The 24,005-nt window shown below is 75.7% G+C and carries 17 protein-coding genes and 4 pseudogenes; 10 read left to right on the top strand and 11 right to left on the bottom strand.

What is annotated here, in order from left to right; genetic code table 11:
* Window positions 1–1,253: 1,253 nt before the first annotated feature.
* The 6 genes from ACOBQU_RS06020 to ACOBQU_RS05995 are packed head-to-tail and all read left to right on the top strand — an operon-like array spanning window position 1,254 to window position 5,640.
* Window positions 1,254–1,907 carry a bacilysin biosynthesis protein BacA gene (locus ACOBQU_RS06020; protein ID WP_423624854.1) on the top strand — a complete coding sequence of 218 codons (654 nt, stop codon included), beginning with the start codon at window positions 1,254–1,256 and terminating at the stop codon, window positions 1,905–1,907.
* Entirely contained in the window at window positions 1,904–3,178 is a 1,275-nt protein-coding gene (locus ACOBQU_RS06015) for a DUF6421 family protein (protein WP_423624853.1), read from the top strand. The genes ACOBQU_RS06020 and ACOBQU_RS06015 overlap by 4 nt, the downstream gene beginning before the upstream one ends.
* A 23-nt stretch (window positions 3,179–3,201) precedes the next feature.
* Window positions 3,202–3,636 carry a nuclear transport factor 2 family protein gene (locus tag ACOBQU_RS06010; RefSeq protein ID WP_423624852.1) on the top strand — a complete coding sequence of 145 codons (435 nt, stop codon included), beginning with the start codon at window positions 3,202–3,204 and terminating at the stop codon, window positions 3,634–3,636.
* Window positions 3,633–4,514: a branched-chain amino acid transaminase gene (locus tag ACOBQU_RS06005; protein ID WP_423624851.1), complete on the top strand. Its 882-nt coding sequence runs from the start codon at window positions 3,633–3,635 to the stop codon at window positions 4,512–4,514. The genes ACOBQU_RS06010 and ACOBQU_RS06005 overlap by 4 nt, the downstream gene beginning before the upstream one ends.
* A complete protein-coding gene (locus ACOBQU_RS06000) occupies window positions 4,511–5,326 on the top strand; it encodes an AzlC family ABC transporter permease (protein ID WP_423624850.1) in 816 nt (271 codons plus the stop codon). Before ACOBQU_RS06005 ends, ACOBQU_RS06000 begins: the two co-directional genes overlap by 4 nt.
* Window positions 5,323–5,640 (top strand): AzlD domain-containing protein, encoded by a 318-nt coding sequence (locus tag ACOBQU_RS05995; protein WP_423624849.1) that lies wholly within the window; start codon window positions 5,323–5,325, stop codon window positions 5,638–5,640. The genes ACOBQU_RS06000 and ACOBQU_RS05995 overlap by 4 nt, the downstream gene beginning before the upstream one ends.
* Here the strand turns inward: ACOBQU_RS05995 and ACOBQU_RS05990 are convergent.
* The 4 genes and pseudogenes from ACOBQU_RS05990 to ACOBQU_RS05975 form a co-directional block, all read right to left on the bottom strand.
* Window positions 5,633–8,607, bottom strand: a pseudogene (locus tag ACOBQU_RS05990) (BTAD domain-containing putative transcriptional regulator). The gene ACOBQU_RS05995 and the pseudogene ACOBQU_RS05990 sit on opposite strands and share 8 nt — an antisense overlap.
* A 36-nt stretch (window positions 8,608–8,643) precedes the next feature.
* Window positions 8,644–8,829: pseudogene (locus ACOBQU_RS05985) on the bottom strand (winged helix-turn-helix domain-containing protein); the annotation flags it as partial.
* Between the two features lie 149 nt (window positions 8,830–8,978).
* Window positions 8,979–9,299: a nuclear transport factor 2 family protein gene (locus ACOBQU_RS05980; protein ID WP_423624848.1), complete on the bottom strand. Its 321-nt coding sequence runs from the start codon at window positions 9,297–9,299 to the stop codon at window positions 8,979–8,981.
* 52 nt (window positions 9,300–9,351) lie between these two features.
* Window positions 9,352–9,654 (bottom strand): nuclear transport factor 2 family protein, encoded by a 303-nt coding sequence (locus ACOBQU_RS05975; protein ID WP_423624847.1) that lies wholly within the window; start codon window positions 9,652–9,654, stop codon window positions 9,352–9,354.
* 681 nt (window positions 9,655–10,335) lie between these two features.
* Between ACOBQU_RS05975 and ACOBQU_RS05970 the strand changes: the two genes are divergently transcribed.
* Complete coding sequence (locus ACOBQU_RS05970) at window positions 10,336–10,821, top strand: phospholipase (protein WP_423624846.1); 486 nt, start codon at window positions 10,336–10,338, stop codon at window positions 10,819–10,821.
* A 111-nt stretch (window positions 10,822–10,932) separates the two neighbouring features.
* Here the strand turns inward: ACOBQU_RS05970 and ACOBQU_RS05965 are convergent, their stop codons facing one another.
* Both ACOBQU_RS05965 and ACOBQU_RS05960 read right to left on the bottom strand, forming a co-directional pair.
* Window positions 10,933–11,601, bottom strand: a complete 669-nt coding sequence (locus ACOBQU_RS05965) for a response regulator (protein WP_423624845.1) — start codon at window positions 11,599–11,601, stop codon at window positions 10,933–10,935.
* Entirely contained in the window at window positions 11,598–12,920 is a 1,323-nt protein-coding gene (locus tag ACOBQU_RS05960) for a sensor histidine kinase (RefSeq protein WP_423624844.1), read from the bottom strand. Before ACOBQU_RS05960 ends, ACOBQU_RS05965 begins: the two co-directional genes overlap by 4 nt.
* Before the next feature lie 179 nt (window positions 12,921–13,099).
* Between ACOBQU_RS05960 and ACOBQU_RS05955 the strand changes: the two genes are divergently transcribed.
* From ACOBQU_RS05955 to ACOBQU_RS05945, 3 genes are all read left to right on the top strand, one after another.
* A complete protein-coding gene (locus ACOBQU_RS05955) occupies window positions 13,100–14,737 on the top strand; it encodes a hypothetical protein (RefSeq protein WP_423624843.1) in 1,638 nt (545 codons plus the stop codon).
* Window positions 14,632–15,108, top strand: coding sequence for a hypothetical protein (locus ACOBQU_RS05950; protein WP_423624842.1), 477 nt, complete (start codon window positions 14,632–14,634; stop codon window positions 15,106–15,108). Before ACOBQU_RS05955 ends, ACOBQU_RS05950 begins: the two co-directional genes overlap by 106 nt.
* 207 nt (window positions 15,109–15,315) lie before the next feature.
* Window positions 15,316–15,504: a DUF4236 domain-containing protein gene (locus ACOBQU_RS05945; protein WP_423624841.1), complete on the top strand. Its 189-nt coding sequence runs from the start codon at window positions 15,316–15,318 to the stop codon at window positions 15,502–15,504.
* Between the two features lie 19 nt (window positions 15,505–15,523).
* On the opposite strand, the gene ACOBQU_RS05940 is transcribed toward ACOBQU_RS05945, so the two are convergent.
* The 5 genes and pseudogenes from ACOBQU_RS05940 to ACOBQU_RS05920 form a co-directional block, all read right to left on the bottom strand.
* Window positions 15,524–15,808, bottom strand: coding sequence for an acyl carrier protein (locus ACOBQU_RS05940; RefSeq protein ID WP_423624840.1), 285 nt, complete (start codon window positions 15,806–15,808; stop codon window positions 15,524–15,526).
* Window positions 15,809–15,843: 35 nt separating this feature from the next.
* Window positions 15,844–17,025 carry a condensation domain-containing protein gene (locus ACOBQU_RS05935; RefSeq protein WP_423634284.1) on the bottom strand — a complete coding sequence of 394 codons (1,182 nt, stop codon included), beginning with the start codon at window positions 17,023–17,025 and terminating at the stop codon, window positions 15,844–15,846.
* Window positions 17,026–17,243: 218 nt separating this feature from the next.
* Window positions 17,244–20,966, bottom strand: a pseudogene (locus ACOBQU_RS05930) (amino acid adenylation domain-containing protein); the annotation flags it as partial.
* A 953-nt stretch (window positions 20,967–21,919) separates the two neighbouring features.
* A pseudogene (locus tag ACOBQU_RS05925) lies at window positions 21,920–23,410 on the bottom strand (beta-ketoacyl synthase N-terminal-like domain-containing protein); the annotation flags it as partial.
* Between the two features lie 13 nt (window positions 23,411–23,423).
* A complete protein-coding gene (locus ACOBQU_RS05920) occupies window positions 23,424–23,642 on the bottom strand; it encodes a phosphopantetheine-binding protein (RefSeq protein WP_423634282.1) in 219 nt (72 codons plus the stop codon).
* Window positions 23,643–24,005 lie beyond the last annotated feature (363 nt).

The raw sequence follows: 24,005 nt of genomic DNA, 5'->3' as shown, positions 1-24,005 counted from the left end.
GGGAGGTCGTACGGACGGGCGTCGTGCGGACAGGCGCCGTGCGGACGGGCGCTGTCCGGACGGACAGGGGGCCGCGGGCTCGGGGGCGCCGCGGCGGGCGCCGACGTCGCGTGCTGGCTCAGTCACGTGCGTGCAATCCGCTGGCCGCCGACCGTTCTCCCGGAACGTGTGCGGCGAATTGAGACGCCGTCATATCGCATTTACAAAAAGCCTGTGCGTCCAGTGCTCCGGAGGATCGCTCCGGAAACTCATCCTGGCAGGCCCAGACCGGTGCCATGGAACGAGCGCTCCTTTGTGGGGTCGCCGATTAACTCGATGGGGTGACCATCTGCGAACTAACCGTAACTGATCAAGTGGCGGTCAATTGTGAGACAAGCGAGCTATGTCCCAGTTGAATGCCCGTCCTGTTTATCCGGAGTGCGCTGCTCCGGGCCTCTGACCTGCATGTTTGCTATGGGTGATCGTTATCAGTCAGGAAGCGAAGAGATCAAGCCGAATCGTCCGCGTGGTGAGACGGGGCTCTGAACTGGGGCCTTGGGGGTTGTTTACGCCATGTCCAAAAAGCCGGTGCTCTCGACTCGGCATGTGTATACGGGAATACGCATACGCGCTTCACTCAGGGTTCTCCGAGCCGCCATGGGCGCGCCGTAAGGACGTCGGGCCGCGGCCACCGTAAAGGGCGCGTGAAAATTCCCGCTATTGCCGTCAGCGACGCGTCAGTTGGCGGCGCCCGCGTGACGGCGCTCGGTGGCGCCGCTCGGTGGCGGCGGGCAGGCGCGGGCGCGGGGTCGGTGGCCGCCCGGGTGTCGCCGAGGGGTGGACGGCAGCGGATCGAGCGCCCAGGGGGTGGGCGGGACGGCGTCGAAGGGGCGTGCGGCGCGTCCGGCTCCCCGGGTGCCCCGACGGGCACCCGACGGATTCCGAGCGCTCGTCCGAGGCAGGGGGGTACGTGAGTGACGGGTGGGGCGACGACACGCGCCCGCCCTGACGGGATGCGTGCGGCATCCGCCCCGTACATCGATGAAAGCGGCGCGATTGCTACCGGGCACGACGGTTTTGTCGCCGGATTCCCGGAACCCCGGGCGCGTCGAAATGGCCACCGTGCCGAAAACCGGTCGGTCCGCCCCGGATTCGTTGGCCGCCCCCTGCCCGGCCACCTAGGATCGCCGACGCGGACCGCACACCGACGCGTCGACCGCGCGTCACCGCAGCACGACCGGAGAATTTCAACGGAAATTCATGGGGGAGTGGACATGGTGACGGGGGAACAGGCACACGGCGCTGCCCGGACGGCGGCGCCGATCGCCGAGATCCGCTATCTGCATACGCTGGGCCCGACCGGGACGAACCTGGAAGCGGCGGCCCACCTGTGGTTCAGGAACCACGGCCTGGAGGACGAGGGGCACGTCGTCCTGCACGCCTCCCTGGAATACGCCATGGAGACCGTGCCCAGGACCGGCGCGCACGCCCTGCTCGCCTGCGCCGTCTACCCGGAGCTGCACACGCTGGTCTTCGGGCACCTGCACGACTGCCGCATGGTGGACTCCTTCCTGTGGCCCACCCACGAGATGGTCCTCGCCGCCGCGCCGGACACCCCCGGCGAGCCGCGCACCGTGGCCACCCACCCGGCCCCGGCCGGACTCGTCCCGGCCGCCAGCGAGCGGCAGCTGGTGACCAGCAACGCGCAGGCGGCCATCGACTGCGCCGACGGCAAGGCCGAGGGCTGCGTCACCACCGTCGTCGCGGCGCGCGCCCACGGGCTGCGGATCGTCCGCAGCTTCGGCGAGGTCCCGATGGTCTACACCGTCCACCACGTATGGGAACGCGACGACCGGGGCGACGGCGGGGGCGAGGACCCGCACCGCCTCCCTGACCCGCACCGCCTCCTCAGGGAGCCCCGGTCGTGACCGGCACGAACGGCGTCCGCCGCCTCGCGGACCCGCTGCTCGACGAGGCCGCACGGCTCGGGCGCGACCTGCTGCCCCGCGTCGACGCCTTCCGCGTCCGCCAGCGCGACGACGGCACGGTCCCCGCGCCCGACGACGCGGACCGCCACCGGCTGCGGACGCTGACCCGCGACGCGGTGCGCTGGTTCACCGAGCACGGCCGGGCCGCACAGGCCGACGCCCTCGCCGCCGACGTCGACGACTGGCTGGGCGCCGGGCTCGACACGCCCCCGCACTTCGCCCGCAGCCGCGACGCCCTCACCGCACCCGCCGACGGCGACTGGGCGGCGTTCCTCGCGCCCGTGCAGACCACCAACAGCGTCCCGCCCGTCGGCAGGCGCCTGGAGTTCTTCCTCGTACGCCGCAAGGAACCCGACGCGCTGCCCGACCTGGCCCGGCACTATCCGCACCCGAAGAACAACTGCCAGGCCACCGTGCTCCTCGCGGGCAGCGCCGGTTTCACGGAAGGCAACTGCCTCGTCTTCTTCCCGGAGAATGTCGCCGCCCACGACAAGGTCACCGAACAGGCCTACGCGATCTTCTTCTTCAATAAATTCCGCCGGATTCACGAGACGTTCGCCGTGCCGTCCGCGCGAGCCGTGCTCACTCCCGAATCCGTGCCGCTTTCCTCCAGCGGCCTCGACCCCGAAGTCTGCTATCAGGCCCGGTCCGTCTGGGGATATCTGCACGACTACTTCCACCATCAGGGGAAATGGCCCCTGGACCAGCACGTCAAACTCAAGATGAACTGGTTCATCGGGCTGCTCGAAGAGACGAAGGTCGACGCCCGGACCGTGCTCGCCTGCCACGCGGACGACACCGTCCCCCACGCGGACGAGCAGATCGCCATGGTCCTGCTGGAGCGGATGTTCCGCTATCCGCTCGACGCCCACGCCGTACGCAACTTCGACGCGGGCACCGGCGTGTTCCTCTACTCCTGGCTGCGCGAGCGCGGCGCCCTCACCGGGGACCGCGCCGGGCGCCTGCGCCTCGACCTCGGCCGCACACTCGACGCGCTCCGGGAGTTGGTCGAGGCGATCGAGGGTATGGAAGCGGCGGTCAGCACCCCCGCGGAGTACCGCGCGGCCGCCAAGGCGCTCGTGCGGACGCAGCTGCGCGAGGGCGCGGAGGGCGACCGGTACGCCTTCACCGACGACCAGCGGGTGCTGGTGCGGGCCCGCGAGCACCTGGCCTCGGTGCCGCCGCCCCGCTTCGCACCGGCGGAACTGTGAACGAGACGAAGGGAAGTGCGGCCATGGCCAGCCTGGACCGGGACGCGATGGAGGCCGCGGTGCGGCTGTACTTCGAAGCGTGCAACAAGGTCGACCGCGACCTGTTCGCCCAGTGCCTGTCCGAACGCGTCGTGCACTACCTCGCGCACGGCATGTCCGGCCCCCTCCACGGCATCGACCCGGTGGTGGAGCGGTGGGGCGCCGATGTGCGCGCCAACGGCTCGCACTGGGCGGTGGACGCCGTGTACGCGGACGAGAAGGGCCGGGCCGCGCTCTGCGAGTGGACCGCCTTCAAGCCCCGCCTCGGCAAGGTGCTGCGCGGCGCGGAGGTCTACCGCTTCGACGAGTCCGGCCTGATCGACGAGGTCCGCATCTACTACGCCTCCCGCCGCGACGACACCATCGCGACCAACGAACTGGAGGGGTTCCCGTACGCCGAGCGGGGGTTCGCCACGTGAGCCCCGCCCCGTACGCCTCCCCGCCCCTCGACGACCGCGACGGCGTCATCTGGCTGGACGGCGATCTCGTGCCCTGGCGCACCGCCCGCCTGCACGTCCTCAGCCACGGCCTGCACTACGGCGGCAGCGTCTTCGAAGGCGAACGGGCCTACGGCGGACGGGTCTTCAAGCTCGCCGAGCACAGCGCCCGCCTCGTCGCCTCCGCCCGCGCGATGGGCTTCGAACTGCCCTGGAAGGCCGAGGAACTGGACGACGCCACCCGCGAGGTCGTCGCCGCGAGCGGCCTCGACGACGGCTACGTCCGCCCCGTCGCCTGGCGCGGCAGCGACACCCTGCGCCTGGTCGCCCCGGACAACCGCGTCCATGTGGCCATCGCCGCCTGGCCCTGGCCGCGGATCTTCGCCGACGGGCCGCGCGGCATCCGCCTCGGCACCGCCCGCTGGCGCCGCGCCGCCCCCGACACCGCGCCGGTCCAGGCCAAGACCGCGGCCCTGTACGCCCTCGGCTCCCTCGCCGGGCAGCAGGCCGAGGCGGCGGGCCACGACGACGCGCTGCTCCTCGACCACCGCGGGCGGCTCGCCGAGGCCACCGGCGCCAACCTGTTCCTGGTGATCGACGAAGCCCTGCACACCCCGCCACCGGACTGCGTCCTCGACGGCATCACGCGCCGCACCGTCAGGGACCTCGCCCACGACCTCGGCCTCACCGTCGTCGAACGCCACCTCGCTCCGGCCGAACTCGACCGCGCCACCGAGGTGTTCCTCACCGGCACGGCGTACGAGGTGCAGCCGGTCACCGCCGTCGACGAGCGGGAGTTCCCGGTCGGCCCGGTCGGCACGGCGCTCGCGGCGGCGTACGCGCGACTGGTGCGTGCATGACCGGCACCGAATCCGAGCCGGAGTCCGACCCCGTGCCCCGGCCGCCCGACCCCGACCCGGAACACGCCCCCGAGCCCGAGCACGACCCTCGCGGCGCGAGCGGGCCCGGCGGCCCCGAGCCCCCGGCCGGGCGGCGCGCGGCCTGGGCCGCGGGGGCCCGCGCGGCGGTGCCCTTCACGGTCGCCATCTTCGCCTTCGGCATCTCCTTCGGCGTGCTCGCCAAGGGCGCGGGCTTCGGCGCGCTCGCCGCCACCTCGATGTCCGGCCTGGTCTTCGTCGGCTCCTCGCAGTTCGCCGCGGTCTCCGTGATCGTCAACGGCGGCGGCTGGGCGGCGGCGGCCGTCGCCGGAACCCTGCTGAACCTGCGCTACCTCGTCATGGGCTTCGCGATCCTGCCCGCGCTGCGCGGCGGCCGGGCCCGGCGCGCCGTCGAGTCGCAGCTCGTCATCGAGGAGTCCTGGGCCATCGCCAGCGACGCCGACGGCCGCTTCGACCGCGTGCGGCTGCTGTCCTCCGGCGTGGTGCTCTGGCTGGGCTGGGTCCTCGGCACGCTCCTCGGCGCGCTCGGCCCGTTCGAGGCCGTCGACATCCTCACCTACGGACTCGACGCCGTGTCACCCGTGCTGTTCTTCCTGCTGCTCGCCCCGCACCTGGGGACCGCGCCCAAGCGGTCGGCGGCCGCCACCGCCGGAGCCTGCGCCGCCCTGCTCACCGCCGTCGCCCTGCCCGACACCGCCATCGCCGTGGCCTGCCTCGTCGCCGTCGTGTGGACCTGGCGGGCGGCCCGGCCCCGCACCCGGAGGCAGCGGTGAGCAGCGACCCCTGGCTCGTCGTCGGCGCCCTCGTGGTGACCACGTTCCTGATCAAGGGCGCCGGTTCCCTCGTCATGGGGGACCGCGAACTGCCCTCCTGGTTCCCGCGGTTCGTGGAGTACCTGACGCCCGCGCTGCTGGCCGTCCTGGTCGTCACCCAGCTCGTGGGCTCCGCGGGCGCGCACGGAATGACCTTCGACGCCCGGCTCGCGGGCTTCGCCGGGGCGCTGGCCGCATGGCGGCTCAAGGCGCCCGTCCCCCTCGTCGTCCTGGTCGCCGCCCTCGTCACGGCGGCGGTACGGGCGCTCAGCTGACCCCCGGCCGCGGCAGCGCCGCCGCGACCTCCTCGGCCCGCGCCAGGCCCGGCACATGGCCCGCCGCCCGGTGCAGCCGCCGGGACCGCTCCACGGCCTGCGCCGCCTTCGTGTGCTGCCCGAGCGCCAGGTGCACCCGCGCCAGCTCCGTCTGCGCCTCGCCCTCGGCGAGCCGCAGCCCCGCCGGGCGCGCCGCGCTCAGCGCCCGCCGGGCACACGCCAGCGCCTCGCGGTTCTCGCCCAGCTGCCGGTACACCGCGGACAGGCCCACGCAGGCGGCGGCCTCGGCGCGGCGGCAGCCCGCCGCGGCGGCCGCGCGCAGCGCCCGCTGGTGGTGGTCGAGGGCGCCGGGCGCGTCGTCCAGGAGCAGCAGCACCGAGCCGATCGTGTTCAGCGCCTCCGGTTCCACCAGGCGGCGGTGGGTGCGGTGGGTGACGCTGAGCGCGTCCAGGGCGTACTTCAGGGCGAGCCGGGGGTCGCCGGTGTCCCGGCACACCAGCGCCAGGGTGTTCAGCGCGCCTTCCGCGGCGTACGTGGTGAGCAGCCTGCCGTCCGCCGCGAGGGCCCGGGACAGCAGGTGCTGCGCCTCCTCCGGCGCGCCGAGCGCGTGCCGTACCGAGCCCAGGCCCCACAGCGCCAGCATCACGGTGTGCTGGTCCTGCGACGCCTCCGCCCGCTCAAGGGCGGCGCTGAAGTGCTGGTGGGCGGCGTCGAGGCGGCCCTGGTCCTGCCGGGCGGCGCCGAGCAGGAACAGCGCCCAGGCCTCGCCCGCGGGCTGGTCGCCCTCGCGGTACAGGGCCAGGGCCCGCTCGGCGTCCCGCGCGGCCACGTCGAGCGCGCCCTGCTCACGGTGCGAGGCGGCGAGCCCGAGGACCGCGCCCGCCTGCTCCATGGGCACCCCGGCCCGCGCGAACAGGGCGTCGGCGCGGGCGCTGTGCCGCAGCGCCTCGCCGTGCCGGGCCAGCTCCCACAGCACGTAGCACAGGCTCCAGTGCATCACCGCGCGCGCGTGGTCGTCGTGTTCGGCGTCGGCGGCCCTGAGGCCCGCGTGCGCCGCCCGCAGCCAGTCGGTGCGCCGCCCGTGCTCCATCAGATGCCCGTGCACGGCCAGCGCCGACTTCCAGGCGAAGGAGCGGGGCCCGTGCCGCACGGCGTGCTGGGCGCAGGCGAGCAGCGCGGGCCGCTCGTCGTCGAGCCAGGCCAGCGCGGCGGCGGTGCCGGTGAAGGCCAGCGGCGCCGTCGGCGAGCCGTCCGGCTCCGGCGGCTTGGCCGCGTACCAGGAGTAGAACGTGCCGTACAGCAGGTGCGCGGCCTGCTCGGCGGTGGCCAGGTACCAGGTGAGCAGGCGGTCGACGGCCGCGCGGCGCGCCTCGGGGCCGTCCTCCTCCTCGGCCCGCTCCCGCGCGAAGAGCCGCACCAGGGCGTGCAGGTGGAAGCGGCCCGGCTGGCGGGTCTGGAGGAGGCTGCGGGTGACGAGCCGGTCGAGGAGGCGGGCCGTGGCGGGCGCGGGGGCGTCGGCGAGGGCGGCGGCGGCCGGGACGGTCAGCTCGGGGCCCGGCACGAGGGCGAGGAGTCTGAGGAGTTCCCGCTCGGGGGCGGGCAGTGAGCGGTAGGACAGGGCGAGGGCGCTGCGGACGCCGGTGTGCTGCTCCTCGCCGAGCGTCAGCTCCTCCAGGCGGTCGGCGCCGCGCAGCCCCCGGACGACCTCGGCGACGGACACGTGTCTGCTGCCGATGAGGTGGGCGGCGACGATCCGCACGGCCAGGGGGAGCAGCCCGCACAGCCGGACGGCCTCGGCCGCCGCGTCCGGCTCGTGGCGCACCCGGTCGGCGCCGATGACGCGGGTCAGCAGCGCCAGCGCCTCCTCCTCGCCGAACGCGGACAGGCCCACGCGGTGGGCGTCGTGGAACGCGGTGAGGCCGCGCAGGTCGTTGCGGCTGGTGACGACGACGAAGCAGGACGGCGAGCCGGGCAGCAGCGGGCGCACCTGTTCGAGTCCGGCCGCGTCGTCGAGGAGGATCAGCATGCGCTTGCCCGCGAGCAGCGAGCGGTACAGCGCGGCCTTCTCGTCGGTGCTCTCCGGCAGGTGCCCGGTGCCGACGCCGAGGGCCCGCAGCAACTGCCCGAGGGCCTCGTCGGCGGTGGTCGGGGGTTCGGGGCTGTGGCCGCGCAGATTGGTGTAGAGCTGCCCGTCGGGGAAGCGGTCGGCGACGCGGTGCATCCAGTGCACGGCGAGCGCGGTCTTGCCGACGCCCGCCATGCCGGACACCGAGGAGATCACCAGGGTCTGCCCCGGGCCCGCGTCGTAGCGGTGCAGCAGGGCGTCCAGCTCCCGCAGGTACTCCGTACGGCCGGTGAAGCTCGCGATGTCGGGCGGTAGTTGGCGGGGGACCGGCGTCGAGGCGGGCGCGGGCGGCGCGGGCTCCGGGGCCGGGGCGGCGGGGCCCGGCAGCAGGGCGGTGTCACCGGTGAGGACCCGCTGGTGCAGCTCCTTGAGCTGGTGGCCCGGCTCGATGCCCACCTCGTCGTCGAGGAGTTGGTAGAAGTCGCGGTAGGCGGCGAGCGCGTCGGCCTGGCGCCCCGCGCGGTACAGGGCCAGCATCAGCTGGCAGCGCAGCCGCTCGCGCAGGGGAACTCCCGCACCAGCGAGGTGAGTTCGGCCAGGGACTCCTCGTAGCGGCCGAGGTCGATGAGCGCGTCGAGGCGGTCCTCGCGGGCGACCAGGCGCAGCTCTTCGAGCCGGTCGGCCTCGGCCAGCGCGAAGCGGCGGTCGCTGACGCCCTCCAGGGCGGGGCCCGTCCACAGGGCGAGCGCCTCGTCGAGCAGCGCGACGACGGCCGCCGCGTCGTTGTCGGCGGCGGCCTTGCGGGCCTGGTCGGTGAGGTGGACGAAGCGCAGCGCGTCGACCTGGTCGTCGCTGACCTGGAGGGTGTAGCTGGTGTTGCTGCGGGCGCCCGCGCTGACCAGGACCTCGAAGCCGGAGGTGGCCCGGCGGCCCGGTTCCAGGATGCGGCGCAGGTGCAGGACGTGGGTGCGCAGGGCGCTGACGGCGCCGTCCGGCGCGTCGCCCTCCCACAGCAGCTCGGCGAGCCGGGACGTGCTCACCGGGCGGCCCCGGGCGAGCGCGAGCACCGCGAGGAGCGCGCGCTGCTGCGGCCCGAGACCGACGTGGCGGCCCTGGACGTCCACGCTGACCGGGCCGAGGAGACGGATCCGCACCGACTCCTTCGGCGCCGGTTCCTCGTCGGGCCCCGAGGTGCGGCTCACTCCATGCCCTCTGCTTCCCTGGTCCAGCGCCCCGCTCTGCCTGTGGCTCTGCTTCCCCTCGCGGTGCGCGCTCAGCCGGGGCCGGTGACGAAGCCCCGGATCACGCCGTCGGTGACGGTGAACTCCCAGGCGGTGTCGATGTCGCCCCAGATGTCGTTGTGGAACCGGGCGGTGAGGGACAGGCCACCGGACGACTCCCGCACGACCTCCATGCGTGCGTGGGAGGAGAACAGCTCCCTCTCCACCCACGCGTGCAGGTCCCGTTTGGTTCCGACGTCGACGACGGTGGCGTCCTTGGCGAGTACGGCCCACAGGGCGTCCCGGTCCTGGCTGTTGACGGCGTCGACGAAGGCGCGTACGGCCGGGTGGGACGGCATGCCACGGGGGGTCATCAGTCGTGCCTCTCCTGGTGGGTGCGGTGCGGCCCGTGCGGGCGGCGCCGCGTCAGCTCTCGGTCACGGCGCGGTGGAGGGCATGGGTGTCCTCGAACAGGTGGTAGCGCGCCACCTGGCCGTCGACGACGGTGAGATGGGCGGCGAACGGCGTGGTCAGCGGCTTTCCGGAGGCTTTGACGGTGTCCCGCAGATGCCCGAGGATCACCCCTTGCTCGCCGTCGACCACGATGTGCGTGACGGTGAACTCCTCCGGCTGCAGGTATTCGTGGAGCGTGGCGAAGAACGCCCTGACGCCGTCCCGGCCCGACCTCGGCCCCGACCACGGCACCTGGGGGAGCCCGGCGCGATCCACTCCACGGTTTCGGAGAACAGCTCGATCGCTCCTTGGAGGTCCCCGCGCGCGAGCCGGTCGAGGTAGGCGTCGATCACACCCCTGGTGGTCTGCGCGGCTTCCGCGGGGGACTGCGTGGACATCTCACCAACTCCTCGTCGCTGGAGGGCCCTCGGCCGTGGAGTCCCAGTCTGGTGCGCCTGTGGCGGCGAGCGTAGGCCAGTCGACGCATTCCCGCCACGGGTTGGCCCGCCCGGGAGCGGCCCGGGCGACCGCACGGGGGAGGAATGGCGGGTTCGCTTCCCTGTAGGTGCCCGGTATCCGACCTTCCGGCGCCCCTAGTGCCCCATACATTCACATATGGCGTGATGTATCGCGTACGGCGTTGGCCACGTCCCGGCGCCGGGACGGTGTGCGGTCCGTCGTACGACATCCGTGGGACACCGGTGCGACATCCGTGTGACCCCGGTACGACGCCCGGGAACCGCCGCGCGGCGGGGGCGCCGCCCGGCGCGCGCGGACGGGGTTTGAGATCAACTGCCGTCGCGCATGACTCACATGGCGTCAAGATTCCGTCATCGGACGGCAATTCCGGGGCGGAGCGCGCGTCAACCGGCCGTCAGGCCGGTGCGGATCACTGGGACACGGCTGTGCGCACCCGGGCGCGGAGCCGTGCCACGACCCCCACAGGAGGAGACCCCCATGCGCCGTCGACTCGCATCCCTGGCCGTGACCGCCGCGGCCCTCACGGTCGGCACCGGCCTCGCCGCCGCCCCGGCCTCCGCCGTCCCCGCGGACAAGGCCCAGGTCCTCAGCCGCTGGACGCAGACGGACGCGGGCAGCTACAACGCCTGGGCCGCGGCCCGCGCCAACCAGGGCGCGTGGAGCGCCTACAAGTTCAACTGGTCCACGGACTACTGCTCCTCGTCCCCGGACAACCCCTTCGGCTTCCCGTTCCAGACGGCCTGCGCCCGGCACGACTTCGGCTACCGCAACTACAAGGAGATGGGCACCTTCCCGGCCAACAAGGCCCGCGTCGACAGCGCTTTCTACGCGGACCTGAAGAGAGTCTGTGCCGCCTACAGCGGCGCGAAGAAGACCGCGTGCGACGCGACGGCCTGGACGTACTACCAGGCCGTCGACAAGTTCGGCAGCGTCGCGCCGCGCGCCGTCCAGGCCGCGGCCTGACGCAGGGGGTGAGGGGGCGGGGCGCCCCCGGCGGGATACGGGTCCCCGAGGGCTCGCGCGCTCTCGGCGGGCCCCCGGCGGGCTTCCGCCCCGGTCGTGGGCGCCCGCCCCTCACCCTTCGGGCCCGAGCGGAAGGCCCGCCTCGTGGGCCAGGATCGCGGCCTGCACGCGGTTGGCCACGCCCAGCTTCGCCAGGACGCGGCTCACATGGGCCTTCACCGTCGCCTCGCTGAGGAACAGCGCGCGCCCCACCTCCGCGTTGGACAGGCCGCGGGCCAGGGCCCGCAGCACCTCCGCCTCGCGCGCGGTGAGCCCGCAGGCGGCGACCCGGCCCCGGGCCGCCTCCGCCCCCGAGGGCTCGCGCTCGGCGAAGTGGCGGATCAGGCGCCGCGTCACGGTCGGCGCGAGCATCGCGTTCCCGGCGGCGACCGCGCCGACGGCCGCGATCAGGTCCCGCGGCGGGGTGTCCTTCAGGAGGAAGCCGACGGCCCCGGCGCGCAGCGCCTCGTGGACGTAGGCGTCCAGGTCGAAGGTGGTCAGCATGACGACCTTCGGCGCGCCCGGCCCCGCCGCCGTGCGGGCGGCGGCGGTCAGCCCGTCCGTGCCGGGCATCCGCACGTCCATCAGGACCACGTCGGGCCGGTGGCGCGCGGCGGCCCGCACGGCCTCGTCGCCGTCCGCGGCCTCGGCGACCACGGTCAGGCCCGGCGCCGACTCGACGATGCGGCGCAGCCCGGCCCGCACCAACCGCTCGTCGTCGGCGATCAGTACGCGGATCACCGCGGCCCCCACTCCACCGCCACGGGCACCCGCGCCCGCACCGTGAACCCGCCGTCCGGGTCCGGCCCCGCCCGCAGCGAGCCGCCCATCAGCTCCAGGCGCTCCCGCAGACCCACCAGGCCGAGGCCGCTCCTCGGCAGCGCCGGGCCCGCCGAACGCCCCTCCGGAGCGGCGGAGTTGCGGACCACCACCTCCAGCGCCCCCGGAAGGTGACGCACCGTCACCTCGACGGACGCCCCGTCGGCGTGCTTGTGCACATTGGTGAGGGACTCCTGGACGACGCGGTGGGCGGCCCGCTCCACGGCGGCGGGCAGCGCCCGTGCCGTGCCCGCCGTGCCCGCCGTGCCCGCCGCGCCCGCCGTGCCCTTTTCGGGCCGTGTGACGCGCAGGCCGAGGGCGCGGGAGGCGTCCAGGAGGCGGTCGAGGTCGGCCAGGCCGGGCGCCGGGGCGCGCGGGTCCGGGGGCGGGGAGTGCGGGGAGCGGAGCACGCCGAGGACCTCCCTGAGGTCGGTGAGGGCGGTACGGCCCGTGGTGCGGATCAGCTCGGCCGTGCGCGCGGTGTCGTCGTCGGGCCCGGCCACCTCGAGGGCCCCGGCGTGCAGCACCATCAGGGTCACCTTGTGGGCCACCACGTCGTGCATCTCCCGTGCGATGCGGGCCCGTTCGGCCGTGCGGGCCTGGTCGGCGCGGGCGGCCTGCTCCCGCGTGAGGGCCGCGTGCTCGCGGGCCAGGGCGGCGTGCGCGCGCTCCAGCTGCTGGGCGTGCTCGGCGAGCGCGGCGAGGACCTGGCGGCGCGCGCCCACCCACAGGCCCACCAGCAGCGGCGTACCGATGAGCACCAGCACGGAGAACGCCCGCTCCGTGGGGGTGATGGCGTCGTCGGGCCCGAGCGGGAAGCCGCCGCCCAGGACGTGGTACAGCGCGGGCACGCCCAGCAGGGCCGCGCCGCCCGCGGCCGTGAACACCGCGACGTGGCCCGTGCGCCGCAGCGTCGTCCCCGCGTAGTAGGAGGCGACGACCCACCCCGGCCAGGACGAGAACAGCAGCGCGCCTACGGCGGTCGCCGCGAACAGGGGCCAGCGGCGCCACCGGGCCACGGCCGCCGTCAGCGCGGACACCACCGCGCACACCATGATCGCGCTGCCCTTGCTCTCGGCCTCGGGCTCCGCCGTGTAGTCGACCAGCGTCACGACCAGCACCGCCGTGCCGAGCACCCATGGCACCACGCCGTCCGCGGCGCGCACGGCCCGCGCGGCGACGCGCCGCCGCCATGGCTCCGCCCGGCCGTAGCGCACGGCCGCCTGGCTGTAGCTGCTCACGCCCCGCAGCCTAGGAGGCGCCCGGGGCCCGCGCATCGGCCGATCGTCGCGGTACGTGCTACCTGAGGATGAGCCGCGGCGGCGACGAGCCGCCGATGCGCCCCGCCCGCCCCGCCCGCCAGCGTGGAGCCCGCCACTCGACGGCACCGGACGCCGCCGGGACGAGAAGGGAGACACGTGTGGTGACGCATGCGCTGAGCAGGCCCTGGCCGAGCGGGCGGCGTGGCGGGGCAGGTGCCGCGCACCGGCGGCCCGGGCGCCCGGGCCCGGCGGCGGTCGTGGCGGCCGCCCTCGCGGTGGGCCTCCTGGCGGGCGCCGCCCCACCCACCGGGCCGCGCCCCGCCAGTGGCACTGCCCCCGAGCAGCTGTACGTCGCGCCCTGGGGCCGCGACTCCTGGCCCGGCACGAAGGCGCGGCCGTTCGCGACCCTGCCGCGCGCCCAGCGCGCCGTCCGCGCACGCACCCCGCACCTCGCGTCGGACCTGGTGGTGAACCTGCGCGGCGGCACCTACCGGCTGCGGGACACCCTGCGCCTGTCGGGCACGGCGGGCGACTCGGGCCGCGACGGCCACCGCGTGACCTACCAGGCGTACGGCTACGGCACCGCCCGCCAGGAGCGTGTCACGCTCAGCGGCGGCCGACGCGTCCTCGGCTGGCGGGCCCCGCGGCGCCCGGGCGGGGCGTGGCGCGCCGACGTCGGTGACCTGACCACCCGTCAACTGTACGTGGACGGGCGGCGCGTACCGCGTGCCGCGCTCGGCGGTGGCCTTCCCGGGCGCGTCCGCACGACCGCGACCGGCTATGTGACCGACAGCCCCGCGCCCCGCGGCTGGCGCAACCCCCGCGACATCGAGTTCGCGTACACGCTGCCGTTCTGGGTGGACGCCCGCTGCGGCGTCGCGGACATCACCGGCGCCCGCGGGCACACCGTGATCACCATGGACCAGCCGTGCTGGCGTCTGGCACGTGCGCTGTACGAGGACGACGGCGAGCCGCTGACGGGGCCCACGGACGTCCTCGCGAGCCCCAGCTTCCTGCGACGGCCCGGCAGTTGGTACCTGGACCGGTCGCGCCCGGGCCACCACGTCCTGCACTACCTGCCGCGGCCGGGGCAGGACCCGCGCCGCACGGAGGTGGTCGCCCCGGTCCTGGAGACCCTGGTGAGCGGCACCGGGCGGCCGGGCGCGCCGCTGCGCGACGTCACGCTGCGCGGGCTGACCTTCGCGCACGCCACCTGGCGGGCGCCCGACGAGCCCGCCGGGTTCGTGTCGGCGTGGGCGCTGTACAAGCGGCCGGGGGTGCGGACCTGGCTGACCGTGCCCGGCAACGTCGCCTTCCGCGGCGCCGACGGCGTACGCGTCGAAGGCAACCGCTTCACCCACCTGGGCGCCCAGGCCCTGGAGCTGTCCCGGGCACCTCCCGCACCACCGTGCGGCACAACGAGTTCACCGACGTGTCCGGCGGCGGGATCGTCCTGGGCCGCCAGGCACCCGACGCCCGCAGCGTCAGCCGCGGCAACCGGGTCACCGACAACCACGTCCACCACGTCGGCGCGGAGTACCGGGGTGCCGCGGGCATCCGCAGCACCGCCACCGACGGCACCGTCCTCGCCCACAACCAGGTCAACGACGTGCCGTACAGCGGCATCCTGGCCGGGCCCGACACCGACGTGCCGGGCGTCTCCCGCCGCACCCGCGTCGTCGGCAACCGCGTGTTCCGCACGAACCGCGTCCTGGGCGACGGCGGCGGCATCTACCTGCGCGGCGAGCAGGGCACCTCGTACGCCGACGGGGCCCTCGTCCAGGGCAACGCGGTGACCGACGCGCGGCGCGGCGGCTTCACCATCGGCCTCTACACGGACGACGCGACCCGGTACGTGACGGCGCGCGACAACGTCGTCCACTCCTATCTGGCGTCGCTCGGCGGCTGCGACGAACCCGGGCGGCCCGTGCGGCACCTGCGCTACGCGGGCAACTTCTGGGACGACGCGGTGCCCGACGGCATCGCCCGCCGCCCCTACCCGGGCGCCTGGCCGACCGCCGCCGACGGCTGCGGCGACCCGAAGGACCTGACGTTCACCGGCGACACCCGCCTCGACCCCGCCGCCCCGGCCCGCGCCTGCGCCGCCCTCCCGGCCTGCGCCGACATCGTGGACCGGGCGGGGCCGAGGCCCCGGCGGCGCCCCTGACGCCGGAGCGGAACCCGCGCGGCCGGATGGCGCTGCCGCGTTCGGGGAACCCGTCAGGGCCGAATCGGCGTGGTCGGGGAGGAGTGGCCGGAAGCCGGGGTACTAGTGCCCGGGACAGCAGTGCCGGGGTGCGCGCGGCCACCGCGCCCCGGCCCGCGCGGACCAGGCCGCGCGGGCCGCACACGACGGACAACGGGAGGAACACCCATGCCGCTCACGTTCCGCAAGTCGTTCCGGATCCTGCCCGGCGTACGGGTGAACATCAACCGCCGGTCGTGGTCGGTCACGGTCGGCGGGCGGCACGGCCCCCGCCACACGTTCGGCTCCGGCGGGCGCCGCACGACCTCCGTCGACCTGCCCGGGCCCTTCGGCTGGCGCTCCGAGCGCCGCCGCTGAGGCCCGGACGGGTCGGCGCTCAGGCCGCCGTGCCGCGCCGCGCGGTCTTCGTGAGGACGAACTCGCGCAGCCTGCCGAGGGTGCGGAAGTGATCGAGGTCGAGGTCGTCGACACCGACCTCGATCCCGTACCGGCCCTCGACGAAGTTCACCAGCTCCAACGCGAACAGGGAGGTGGCGAGACCGAGCGCGAAGTAGTCGTCGTCCAGGCCGAGTTCCCGGCCCAGGCTGCTGGTCAGGAAGGTGCGCAGGTCCCGCGTCACGGCCGCCACGGTGGGCGCCGGTGCCGGATTCGGTGTGTCCATGGGGCGCTCGGCCTCTCGTGGTGTCTGACGGCGGCTCATGCGTGGTCCGGGCCCGCCGGTGCGGCGGCGAGTTCGACGTACGCCTCGACCAGGTGGTCGGCGAGGGACTCCATGTCCGCGGCGGCCACCGACCCCCGGTGCACCACGCCCAGGTGGAGCGCCCCGCCCACGACGTGGGACTCGACCACGACCGGCACCTGCGTGAGCATCGAGTCCGGCAGGGTCACCAGGCTCATCGGCCGGGGCCGCACGTGGGCGCCGCCCAGCCGGGTCAGGCCGTCGTTGCCGCTCGGCACGTGCTCGACCAGCAGGGACGGCTCCCGCAGCGCCCGCACCCGGGCGACCGCCGGGGTCTCGGGGCTGAGGTGGCGCAGGACCCCGTACCCGATGCCGTCGTGGGGCACCGACCGCAGTGTGGCCGCGACCCCGGGCAGCGCGTCCGCGACCGCCGCCCCGGCGGGGACGCGGACATGCGCCGGGAACAGGTGCGTGAACCAGCCCACCGAAGCGGTCCGGTCCCCGGGCCACAGCGCGTTCGGCGCCGTCCCGATGCCCACGGTGCTCAGGAACGCGTCCGGCTCGCCCCGCCACCGCGACCACGCCACGGCGGCCGCCGCGAGCGCCGCGTGCTGGCCCGTCGGACCGCTCTCGGCGAGCCGCGCCGCGACCCGGTCGGCGGCGACGCTGCGGTGGACCAGCCCGGCGGGCGCACCGCCCGGACCGTTCTCGGCGACCGGAGAGGTCGCGGCACCAGCCGTCAACACGCCCTCCCAGTAGGGGAGGTCCCCGGCGACCTCGTCCGATGTGGCCATGGCGCGCAGCAGCCGCGTCCACGCCCGCCAGCCCGCCGGGCGCGGCACGGCCTGACCGGCGAACGCCGCGTTGAGGTCCTCCGTCAGCGGGACGAACGACGTGGAGTCGTACACGAAGTGGTGGATCGCGAGGACGATCACGCCGGGCAGGTCGGCGCCCCGGTCGTAGAACCTGGCCCGCAGCAGCGGCCCCCGGCCCAGGTCGACGTCCGCGAGCAGCTCGCCCAGGTCGGCCTCCAGATACGCGTGCAGCTCGTCCTCGCCCACCGGCGGCAGCCGCCGCGCGTCGACGAACCGGGTGGTTTCCCGCTCGGCGCACTCGATGCGCCAGCCGAGGCTGTTGTGCCGGAACCGGTAGCGCAGCGGCTCCTGCACCTCCACGAGCCGTTCGAACGCCGCGCGCACCGCGTCCGCGCCGATGCCCGGGGCCGTTTCCAGCAGCACCGGCGTGATGAAGTCCCGCGCCCCGTCGGGCGCCGCGGTGAGCAGGGCCCGCACCAGCGGCGCCGGGGGACGGGCTCGTGCGGCACCTCGGGCGCGGGCGGCGGCGGGGCCGCGACGGCTCGGGGCCCGGGGGGCCGGGACGTGGGGGCGGCGGCCCGCGCGGCGACGGTGGCGAGGTCCCGCAGCGTCGGATGGCTCAGCACGTCGTGCGGCGTCAGGGGCAGCCCGGCGCGGGTGGCCCGCGAGGCGATGCCGACGCTCAGCAGCGAGTCGCCGCCGACGCGGAAGAAGTGGTCGCCCGGTGCCACGTGGCCGACGTTGAGGAGGTCGGTCCAGATCCCGGCGAGGACGCGCTCGGCCTCGCGCACGGTGTCGTCGAGGGCGGCGCCGGGGGTGACGGCCGTGGTGACCGCGGCGAGGCCGCTCGCCGCGCTTGGCCCGCCTGTCGTCGCGTACGTCACGCCCGCCGCGTCCGCCGCGTCCGCCGCGTCCGCCGCGTCCGCCGCGTCCGCCGCGTCCGCTGTGCCCGTCACGCCCGCCGCGTGCGCCGCTTCCGTCCCGTCCACGCTCGCCCCCTCCGCCGCCTCCGCCGTCCCCATGGCCCTGGTGCTCGTGCTGGTGGTGCTGGTCGCGCTGGTGGGCGTCGAGGTCACCGCCGCCCGGTCGGGCTTCCCGCTGCCGGTCCTCGGCAGTGCCGCGTGCCGCAGGACACGGCCCGGCACCATGTACTGCGGCAGCGCCCCGGCCACGTACGCCGTCAGCGCCTCCTCGTCCGGCAGCGCGTCGCCCGCCACGTGGGCCACGAGGAGCGGGGCACCGGACGGCTGCCGCTCGGCGACGACCAGCGCCTCGCGGACGCCCGGGCAGGCGAGGAGCGCCCGCTCGACCTCGGCGGGCTCCACGCGATGGCCGCGCAGTTCGAGCTGGTCGTCGGCGCGCCCCTGGAAGTCCAGGGTGCCGTCCGGCCGCAGCCGGGCCAGGTCGCCCGTGCGGTACATCCGGGCTCCGGGCCCCTCCGCGAACGGGTCGGCGACGAACCGGGACGCGGTCAGGCCCGGCCTGCCGTGGTAGCCCCGGCCGACGGGGGCGCCGCCCAGGTACACCTCGCCCCGCTCGCCCCGCGGCACCGGCCGCCCCCGCGCGTCCAGGAGGTAGACGCGGGCGCCCGGCAGGGGCCGCCCGATGTCCGGCAGCCCGCCGCGCCCGGACCCGGCCGCCGCGACCGGGCCGCCGGTCGCGCAGACCGCGCACTCCGTCGGCCCGTACAGGTTGACCACCGTGAACGGCGCCCCCTCGGGCGGGCGCGCCCGCAGCACGTCACCGCCGGTCACCAGGTGCCGCAGGGCCAGGCCCGGCACGTCGGGCAGCTCGGCGAGGGCCGCGTCCGCGAGCGGCGTCGGCAGGCAGGCCACGGTGACGCGGAGCGCGGCCAGCTCCCCGAGCAGCCGCCGCGGGGTCTGGAGCGGATCGCGTACGAAGCACACCGCCGCCCCGTGGTGGAGGGCCGCCATGACGTCGAGCACCGTCATGTCGAAGCCGGGCGCGGCCAGTTGGGCCACACGGTCCCCGGCGCCCAGGCCGGTCGTGTCGCCGTACCAGCGCAGCAGGTTGAGCAGCGCGCGGTGCTCGACCTCGCAGCCGTGGGGGTGGCCGGTGGAGCCGGAGGTGTGGGCGACGTACGCCAGCTGGGCCGGGCCCGCGCGCCCCGGCAGCGGCGGGCCGTCGTCCGCGTCCGCCGCGGCCTCAGCGATCCGTACGACCGGGGGCCCGCCGGGGCCGCCGTCGGTGCCGGGGGCCGTCAGGCCCTCGCCCACGAGCAGGGCGGCGGCGCTGACCCCGGCGAGGATGTCGCGCACGCGCCGCTCGGGCACCGCCGGGTCGAGCGGGGCGAAGGCGGCGCCCGCCTTGTGCGCGGCGAGCCAGCCGACGACCAGCTCGGCGCCGCGCCCGGCAAGCACCGGTACGACGTCGTCCGGCCGCACGCCCAGCTCCACCAGCCGCCGGGCCACCCGGTCCGCGCGCCGGTCGATCTCGCGGAAGGTGTGCTCGCCCGCGCCGTCGACCACGGCGGTTTCGCCGGGCCGCCGCGCGGCGTGCGCCCGGAACGCCTCGCACACCAGAACCGCCTCCGGCGGGGTACCGGACTCCTCGGGCTCCTCGGGCTCCTCGGGGGCCTCGTAGTCCTCGTGGGCCTCCCGGGTCTCGCCGACGAGAATCGACGGCCCGTCACCCGCGCCCCCCGCCCCGAATATCCGTGTGACGTCGGCGAGTTCGGCGAGCGGGCGGTCCGGGTCGCTCATCGCGGCTGCCGCGACCTCCTGGAACAGGGCCACGAGCCGACGCCCCGTGGCCTCCTCGAACAGGTCGACCGCGTACTCCAGATAGCCGTCCATCGGGCCCCCGTCCTGGTCGTACAGGCCGAAGGTCAGGTCGAACTTCGAGGTGCCCGGGGGGATTCCGGCGACCCCGGCGAGGTCGCCGTCCAGGGGCTCGACGGTGAGGCCCGCCAGGTCCAGTTCGGCCGCCGCGGTGTTCTGGTGGGTGTAGCAGACCGTGAACACCGGGTGCCGTGCCGGGTCGCGGTGGCCGCGGTCGGCGACGATCCGCGCGAACGGGACCTCCTCGTGGTCCAGGACGCCGGTGGCGGTGGTCGCGCACCGGGCCACCAGCTCGCGGAAGCTCAGGCGGGGTTCGACGCGCGTGCGGAACGGCAGCAGGTTGTTGAAGTAGCCGAGCAGGTCGTGGGTCGCCGGGTTGTACCGGCCCGTGGTGGCCGCGCCGACCACCACGTCCCGGTGGCCCGCCCACAGGTGCAGGACGGTGTCGACCACCGCGAGCAGCGTCACGAACGTCGTGGTGCTCGCGTCCCGGCTGAACGCGCGCAGCCGCAGCGCGAGTTCGGGGTGGAACGCGAACGTCACCGCGCCGCCGCGATAGGACGGCGTGGCCGGGCGCGGCCGGTCCAGGGGCAGCTCCGGAGCGTCCAGGCCGCGCAGGCACTCCCGCCAGTACGTGAGGCCCCGCTCCAGGCGCCGCGGGGTCAGCCACTGCCGCTGCCAGGCCGCGAAGTCCGCGTACTGGACGGGCAGTTCGGGCAGCGCGACGGCGGCGCCGGTGCGGCGGGCGGTGTAGCGGGCGGACAGGTCGCGGGAGAAGACCGCCGGGGCCCAGCCGTCGAGGACGATGTGGTGCCAGGTGTGCGCCACCACGTGCTCCCGCGCGGCGACCCGGATCACCACCGTGCGGAACAGCGGGCCCCGGGCGAGGTCGAAGGGCGCTGTCGCCTCCGCCGCGAGCACCCGCGCCAGCTCCGCGGCGCGCTCCGCCGCGCCGAGCCCGGCCAGGTCGAGGAACGTCACCTGGGGCCCGGGCACGTCGGCGACCGCGTACGGCCTGCCGTCGTCGTCCGGCAGCCGGGTGCGCAGCACCTCGTGCCGGTCCACGACGTCGGCGACCGCGCCGCGGAACGCGTCGACGTCGAAGTCCCCGACGTAGCGGGTGCTGATGGGGATGTTGTACAGCGGGCTGTTCGGGTGCAGCCGGTCGAGGTACCAGAGCTGCTCCTGGTTGTACGACAGCGGCAGCCGCCCCGGGCGGGGCAGCGGAGTGATCGTCCAGTCGTCCCGCGCCGCCGTCCGCCCGGCGCCCTCGCCGTGCACCTCGTCGGGGCGCGCGGCGCCCGCCCGGGCGGCGTCGACGTGCGCGGCCAGGGCGCGCAGCGTCGGGTACCGGTGCAGGTCGGCGAAGGTGAGCCGCACCCCGAAGCGCCGCTCGGCCTCCCGCAGGACGGTGATGCCCGCGATCGACGTGCCGCCGAGCGCGAAGTAGTTGGAGTCGGGCCCGACCGCGTCCGCCTTGAGGACGTGCCGCCACAGCTGAGCCAATTCCCGCTCTGTGTCCACGTGTTCGACCCCGCGTACGGGTACGTCGGCCCGCCCGCGCCGCGCGGCCGTGCCGCCGGGCGGCACGCACCAGCAGGACACCTCGTCGGCGTCGAAGGGGTAGGTCGGCGCCTCGATGCGGCGCACCGCCGTGTCGGCGTAGTACCGGCCCCAGTCGATCTCCACGCCGAGCGCGTACAGCTCCGCGAGCGCGCGGAGCACGCCCTCGCGGGAGGGCTCGGCGAAGAGGCGCACGACGGGCAGCTCCGGCGCGGCCTCGGCGACCGCCCGCGCGAGCGCCCCGTCCGCGGCCAGCTCGACCAGGACGGCGCCCTCGTCGGCGAGGCTGCGCACGGCGTGCCGCAGCCCGTCCGCGTCGACGTGGCCGGTGACCGCGGCGCCCACCGCGGCCCGCCGGGCCTCCCGCTCGGCCGCCGGGTCCTGGAGGGACCGCACGGCGAGGTTCCCGACGCCGGACCCGACGAGACGGGCCGCCGACAGGCCGAGCGACCGCACGAGGCGGTGGGCGGCGAGCTGCCGGTGCAGCAGCCGCGCACCAGGCGACTCCGACCCGCCTGTGCCTGCCGACCCGCCCGTGCCTGCCGACCCGCCCGTGCCTGCCGGTCCGCCCCCGCCCGCCGCCTCCTCCCCGGCCTCCCGGCCACTCCCGGCCTCCGTGGCTCGGGTCGCCTCCCCGGCCTTCGTGGCTCGGGTCGCCTCCCCGGCCTTCGTGGCTCGGGTCGCCTCCCCGGCCTTCGTGGCTCGGGTCGCTTCCCCGGCCTCCGTACCCCGCCTCGCCTCCCCACCCGTGACCGGCTTCCCGGCGTCCGGTTCCCTCCCGGCGGCGTCCAGTCCGGGAAACGCCGCGCACAGCCCCGTCCAGGTGCCGTCGCCCAGGTCTCCGTCGCCGGACAGCAGCAGGACCAGTGGCGCCTCGGGGGCGGCTCCCGGTCGCCGGGGCGGGCCGTGCGGAGCTGGGCGGCCAGGTCGGGGAGGTCGCGGGCGACCGCGGCCCAGCGGTACGGGTGGTCGTCGCGGCCCCGGTTCAACGCGTGGGCCACGGCGGTCAGGTCGTGGCCGGTGGCGGCGGCGAAGTCGGCGACGCGGCGGGCGTAGGCGGCGAGGGCGCGCGGCGACTTCGCGGACAGCGTCACGAGTTCGGCCCTGCCCGCCGGGGCGGGCGTGTCGGCGGGCGGGGGCGCCTCCTCGACGACGGCGTGGACGTTGGTGCCGGTCAGGCCGAAGGAGCTGAGGCCCGCTCGGCGCCGCCTGCCCGGCGCGGGCCGCCAGTCCGTGGCGTGCGCGTCGACGCGGAACGGGCCGTCGAAGTCGATGAGCGGGTTGGGGGCGGTGAAGTTCGGGTTGGGGTAGCGGACGCCGTGCCGCAGGCCCGCGAGGACCTTGAGGAGCCCGGCGATGCCCGCCGCGTGGTTGAGGTGCCCGATGTTGCCCTTGACGCCGCTGATCCCGAACGGCCCGGCCAGGCCCGTCTCCGCGCAGGCCCGCCGCAGCCCCTCCGCTTCGATGACGTCGCCGAGCCGGGTGCCCGAGCCGTGGCACTCGACGTAGTCGACCGGGCCGGGGCCCGCCTGCCGCCAGGCCGCGACGATCACGTCGGCCTGCCCGCGGGCGCTGGGCGCGCTCAGGCCGCTGGCGCGGGAGCCGTTCTGGTTGACGGCGACACCCCGCACCACGGCGTGCACGTGGTCGCCGTCGGCGAGCGCGTCGGCGAGCCGCTTCAGCAGCACCAGGCCGCCGCCCTCCCCGCCGGTCGAGCCGTCCGCGGCGGCGTCGAAGGGGCGGCACACCGCGTCCGGCGACTCCAGGCCCAGCATCGGCACGTGGTCGTGCGCGGTCAGGAGCACCGAGCACAGGCTGAGCCCGCCCGCGAGCGCCAGGTCCGCCTGCCCGTGGCGCAGCTGGTCCACGGCGACGGCGAGCGCCGTCAGGCTGCTGCTGCACGCGGTGTCGACGACCAGGGCCGGACCGGCGAGGTCGAAGAGGTACGCGATGCGCGCGGCCGCCGCCGACGGGTGCGCCCCGAGGAGCTGCTGCGGATCGTCCCCCTCGTACAGGTCCCGGTAGTCGGGTTCGGGGGCGCTGAGCACCACCGCCGTCGGGGAGCCGCGCAGGTCGCCGGGCGCGTAGCAGGCGTTCTCGATCGCCCGGTGGGCGAGCTGGGCGAGTATGCGCTGGTGCGGGTCCATCAACTCCGCCTCGCGCCGCGACAGTTCGAAGAACCGGTGGTCGAACAGGTCGACGCGGTCCAGATAGCCGAGCTTCAGGTAGGCGGTGTCCGTGGCGGCCCCGGCGTGGTGGACCCGCTCCTTGCCGGGCTCGCGCACGCTGGTGCGGCCGTCGCGCAGGTTCCGGTGCAGGGCGTCCAGGTCGTCGGCGTCGGGCAGGGCCAGGGCCACCCCGACGACGGCGACGGCGTCCGGGCCTGCGGGGCTCGGGTGCGTCATGGTCGGTACCCCTTCATAGTTGGTACCCCTTCTCGGCAGGGGTGGCGCGGGTGGGCCGGTTGGCGATCAGGCGGGCCATCGCCTCGACCGTGGAGTGCTCGAACAGCGCGCTCAGCGGCACCTCGCGCGGGCCGAGCCGGGCCAGCCGGTTGCTCAGCGCGAGCAGTGTCAGGGAGGTCCCGCCGACGTCGAAGAACTTCTCGTGTACGCCGATGTCGTCCCGCCCGAGCAACTCCGTCCAGATCGCGGCGACGGCCCGCTCGGTGGCGGTGCGCGGTCGCACGAGGCCGCGCCGCACGGGAGCTTCGGAGCCCCCTGGCCGGGTGCGATCGCTGGCCCCGGCCCGGTGCTTGAGGCGCAGTCGGCCGTCGCGGGTCCAGCACACCACGTCCCCGGTCCGGTACATGCGGGTGCCGGGCGGGCCGGACGGGCAGGCCACGAACCGCTCCGCCGTGAGCCGGGGCCGGTGGACGTAGCCGCGGGCGAGGCCCGGGCCCGCCAGGTACAGCTCGCCGTCGACGCCGGGCGGCACCGGCCGCAGCCGGTCGTCGAGGACGTGGACGCGCGTGCCGTCCAGCGGCCGTCCCAGCGACAG

Origin of the sequence: Streptomyces sp. G45 (assembly GCF_049542095.1) — a bacterium.
In the GTDB taxonomy this organism is placed as follows: domain Bacteria; phylum Actinomycetota; class Actinomycetes; order Streptomycetales; family Streptomycetaceae; genus Streptomyces.
The sequence above is the reverse complement of the archived record's forward strand: the minus strand, read 5'-3'. Positions and strand labels throughout refer to the sequence as shown.

Coding starts and splice junctions, on each gene's coding strand:
- ACOBQU_RS05980 (WP_423624848.1), bottom strand. CDS start 9,299: ATGACCCCCCGTGGCATGCCGTCCCACCCGGCCGTACGCGCCTTCGTC.
- ACOBQU_RS05940 (WP_423624840.1), bottom strand. CDS start 15,808: ATGGACACACCGAATCCGGCACCGGCGCCCACCGTGGCGGCCGTGACG.
- ACOBQU_RS06020 (WP_423624854.1), top strand. CDS start 1,254: ATGGTGACGGGGGAACAGGCACACGGCGCTGCCCGGACGGCGGCGCCG.
- ACOBQU_RS06000 (WP_423624850.1), top strand. CDS start 4,511: ATGACCGGCACCGAATCCGAGCCGGAGTCCGACCCCGTGCCCCGGCCG.
- ACOBQU_RS05970 (WP_423624846.1), top strand. CDS start 10,336: ATGCGCCGTCGACTCGCATCCCTGGCCGTGACCGCCGCGGCCCTCACG.
- ACOBQU_RS06010 (WP_423624852.1), top strand. CDS start 3,202: ATGGCCAGCCTGGACCGGGACGCGATGGAGGCCGCGGTGCGGCTGTAC.
- ACOBQU_RS05945 (WP_423624841.1), top strand. CDS start 15,316: ATGCCGCTCACGTTCCGCAAGTCGTTCCGGATCCTGCCCGGCGTACGG.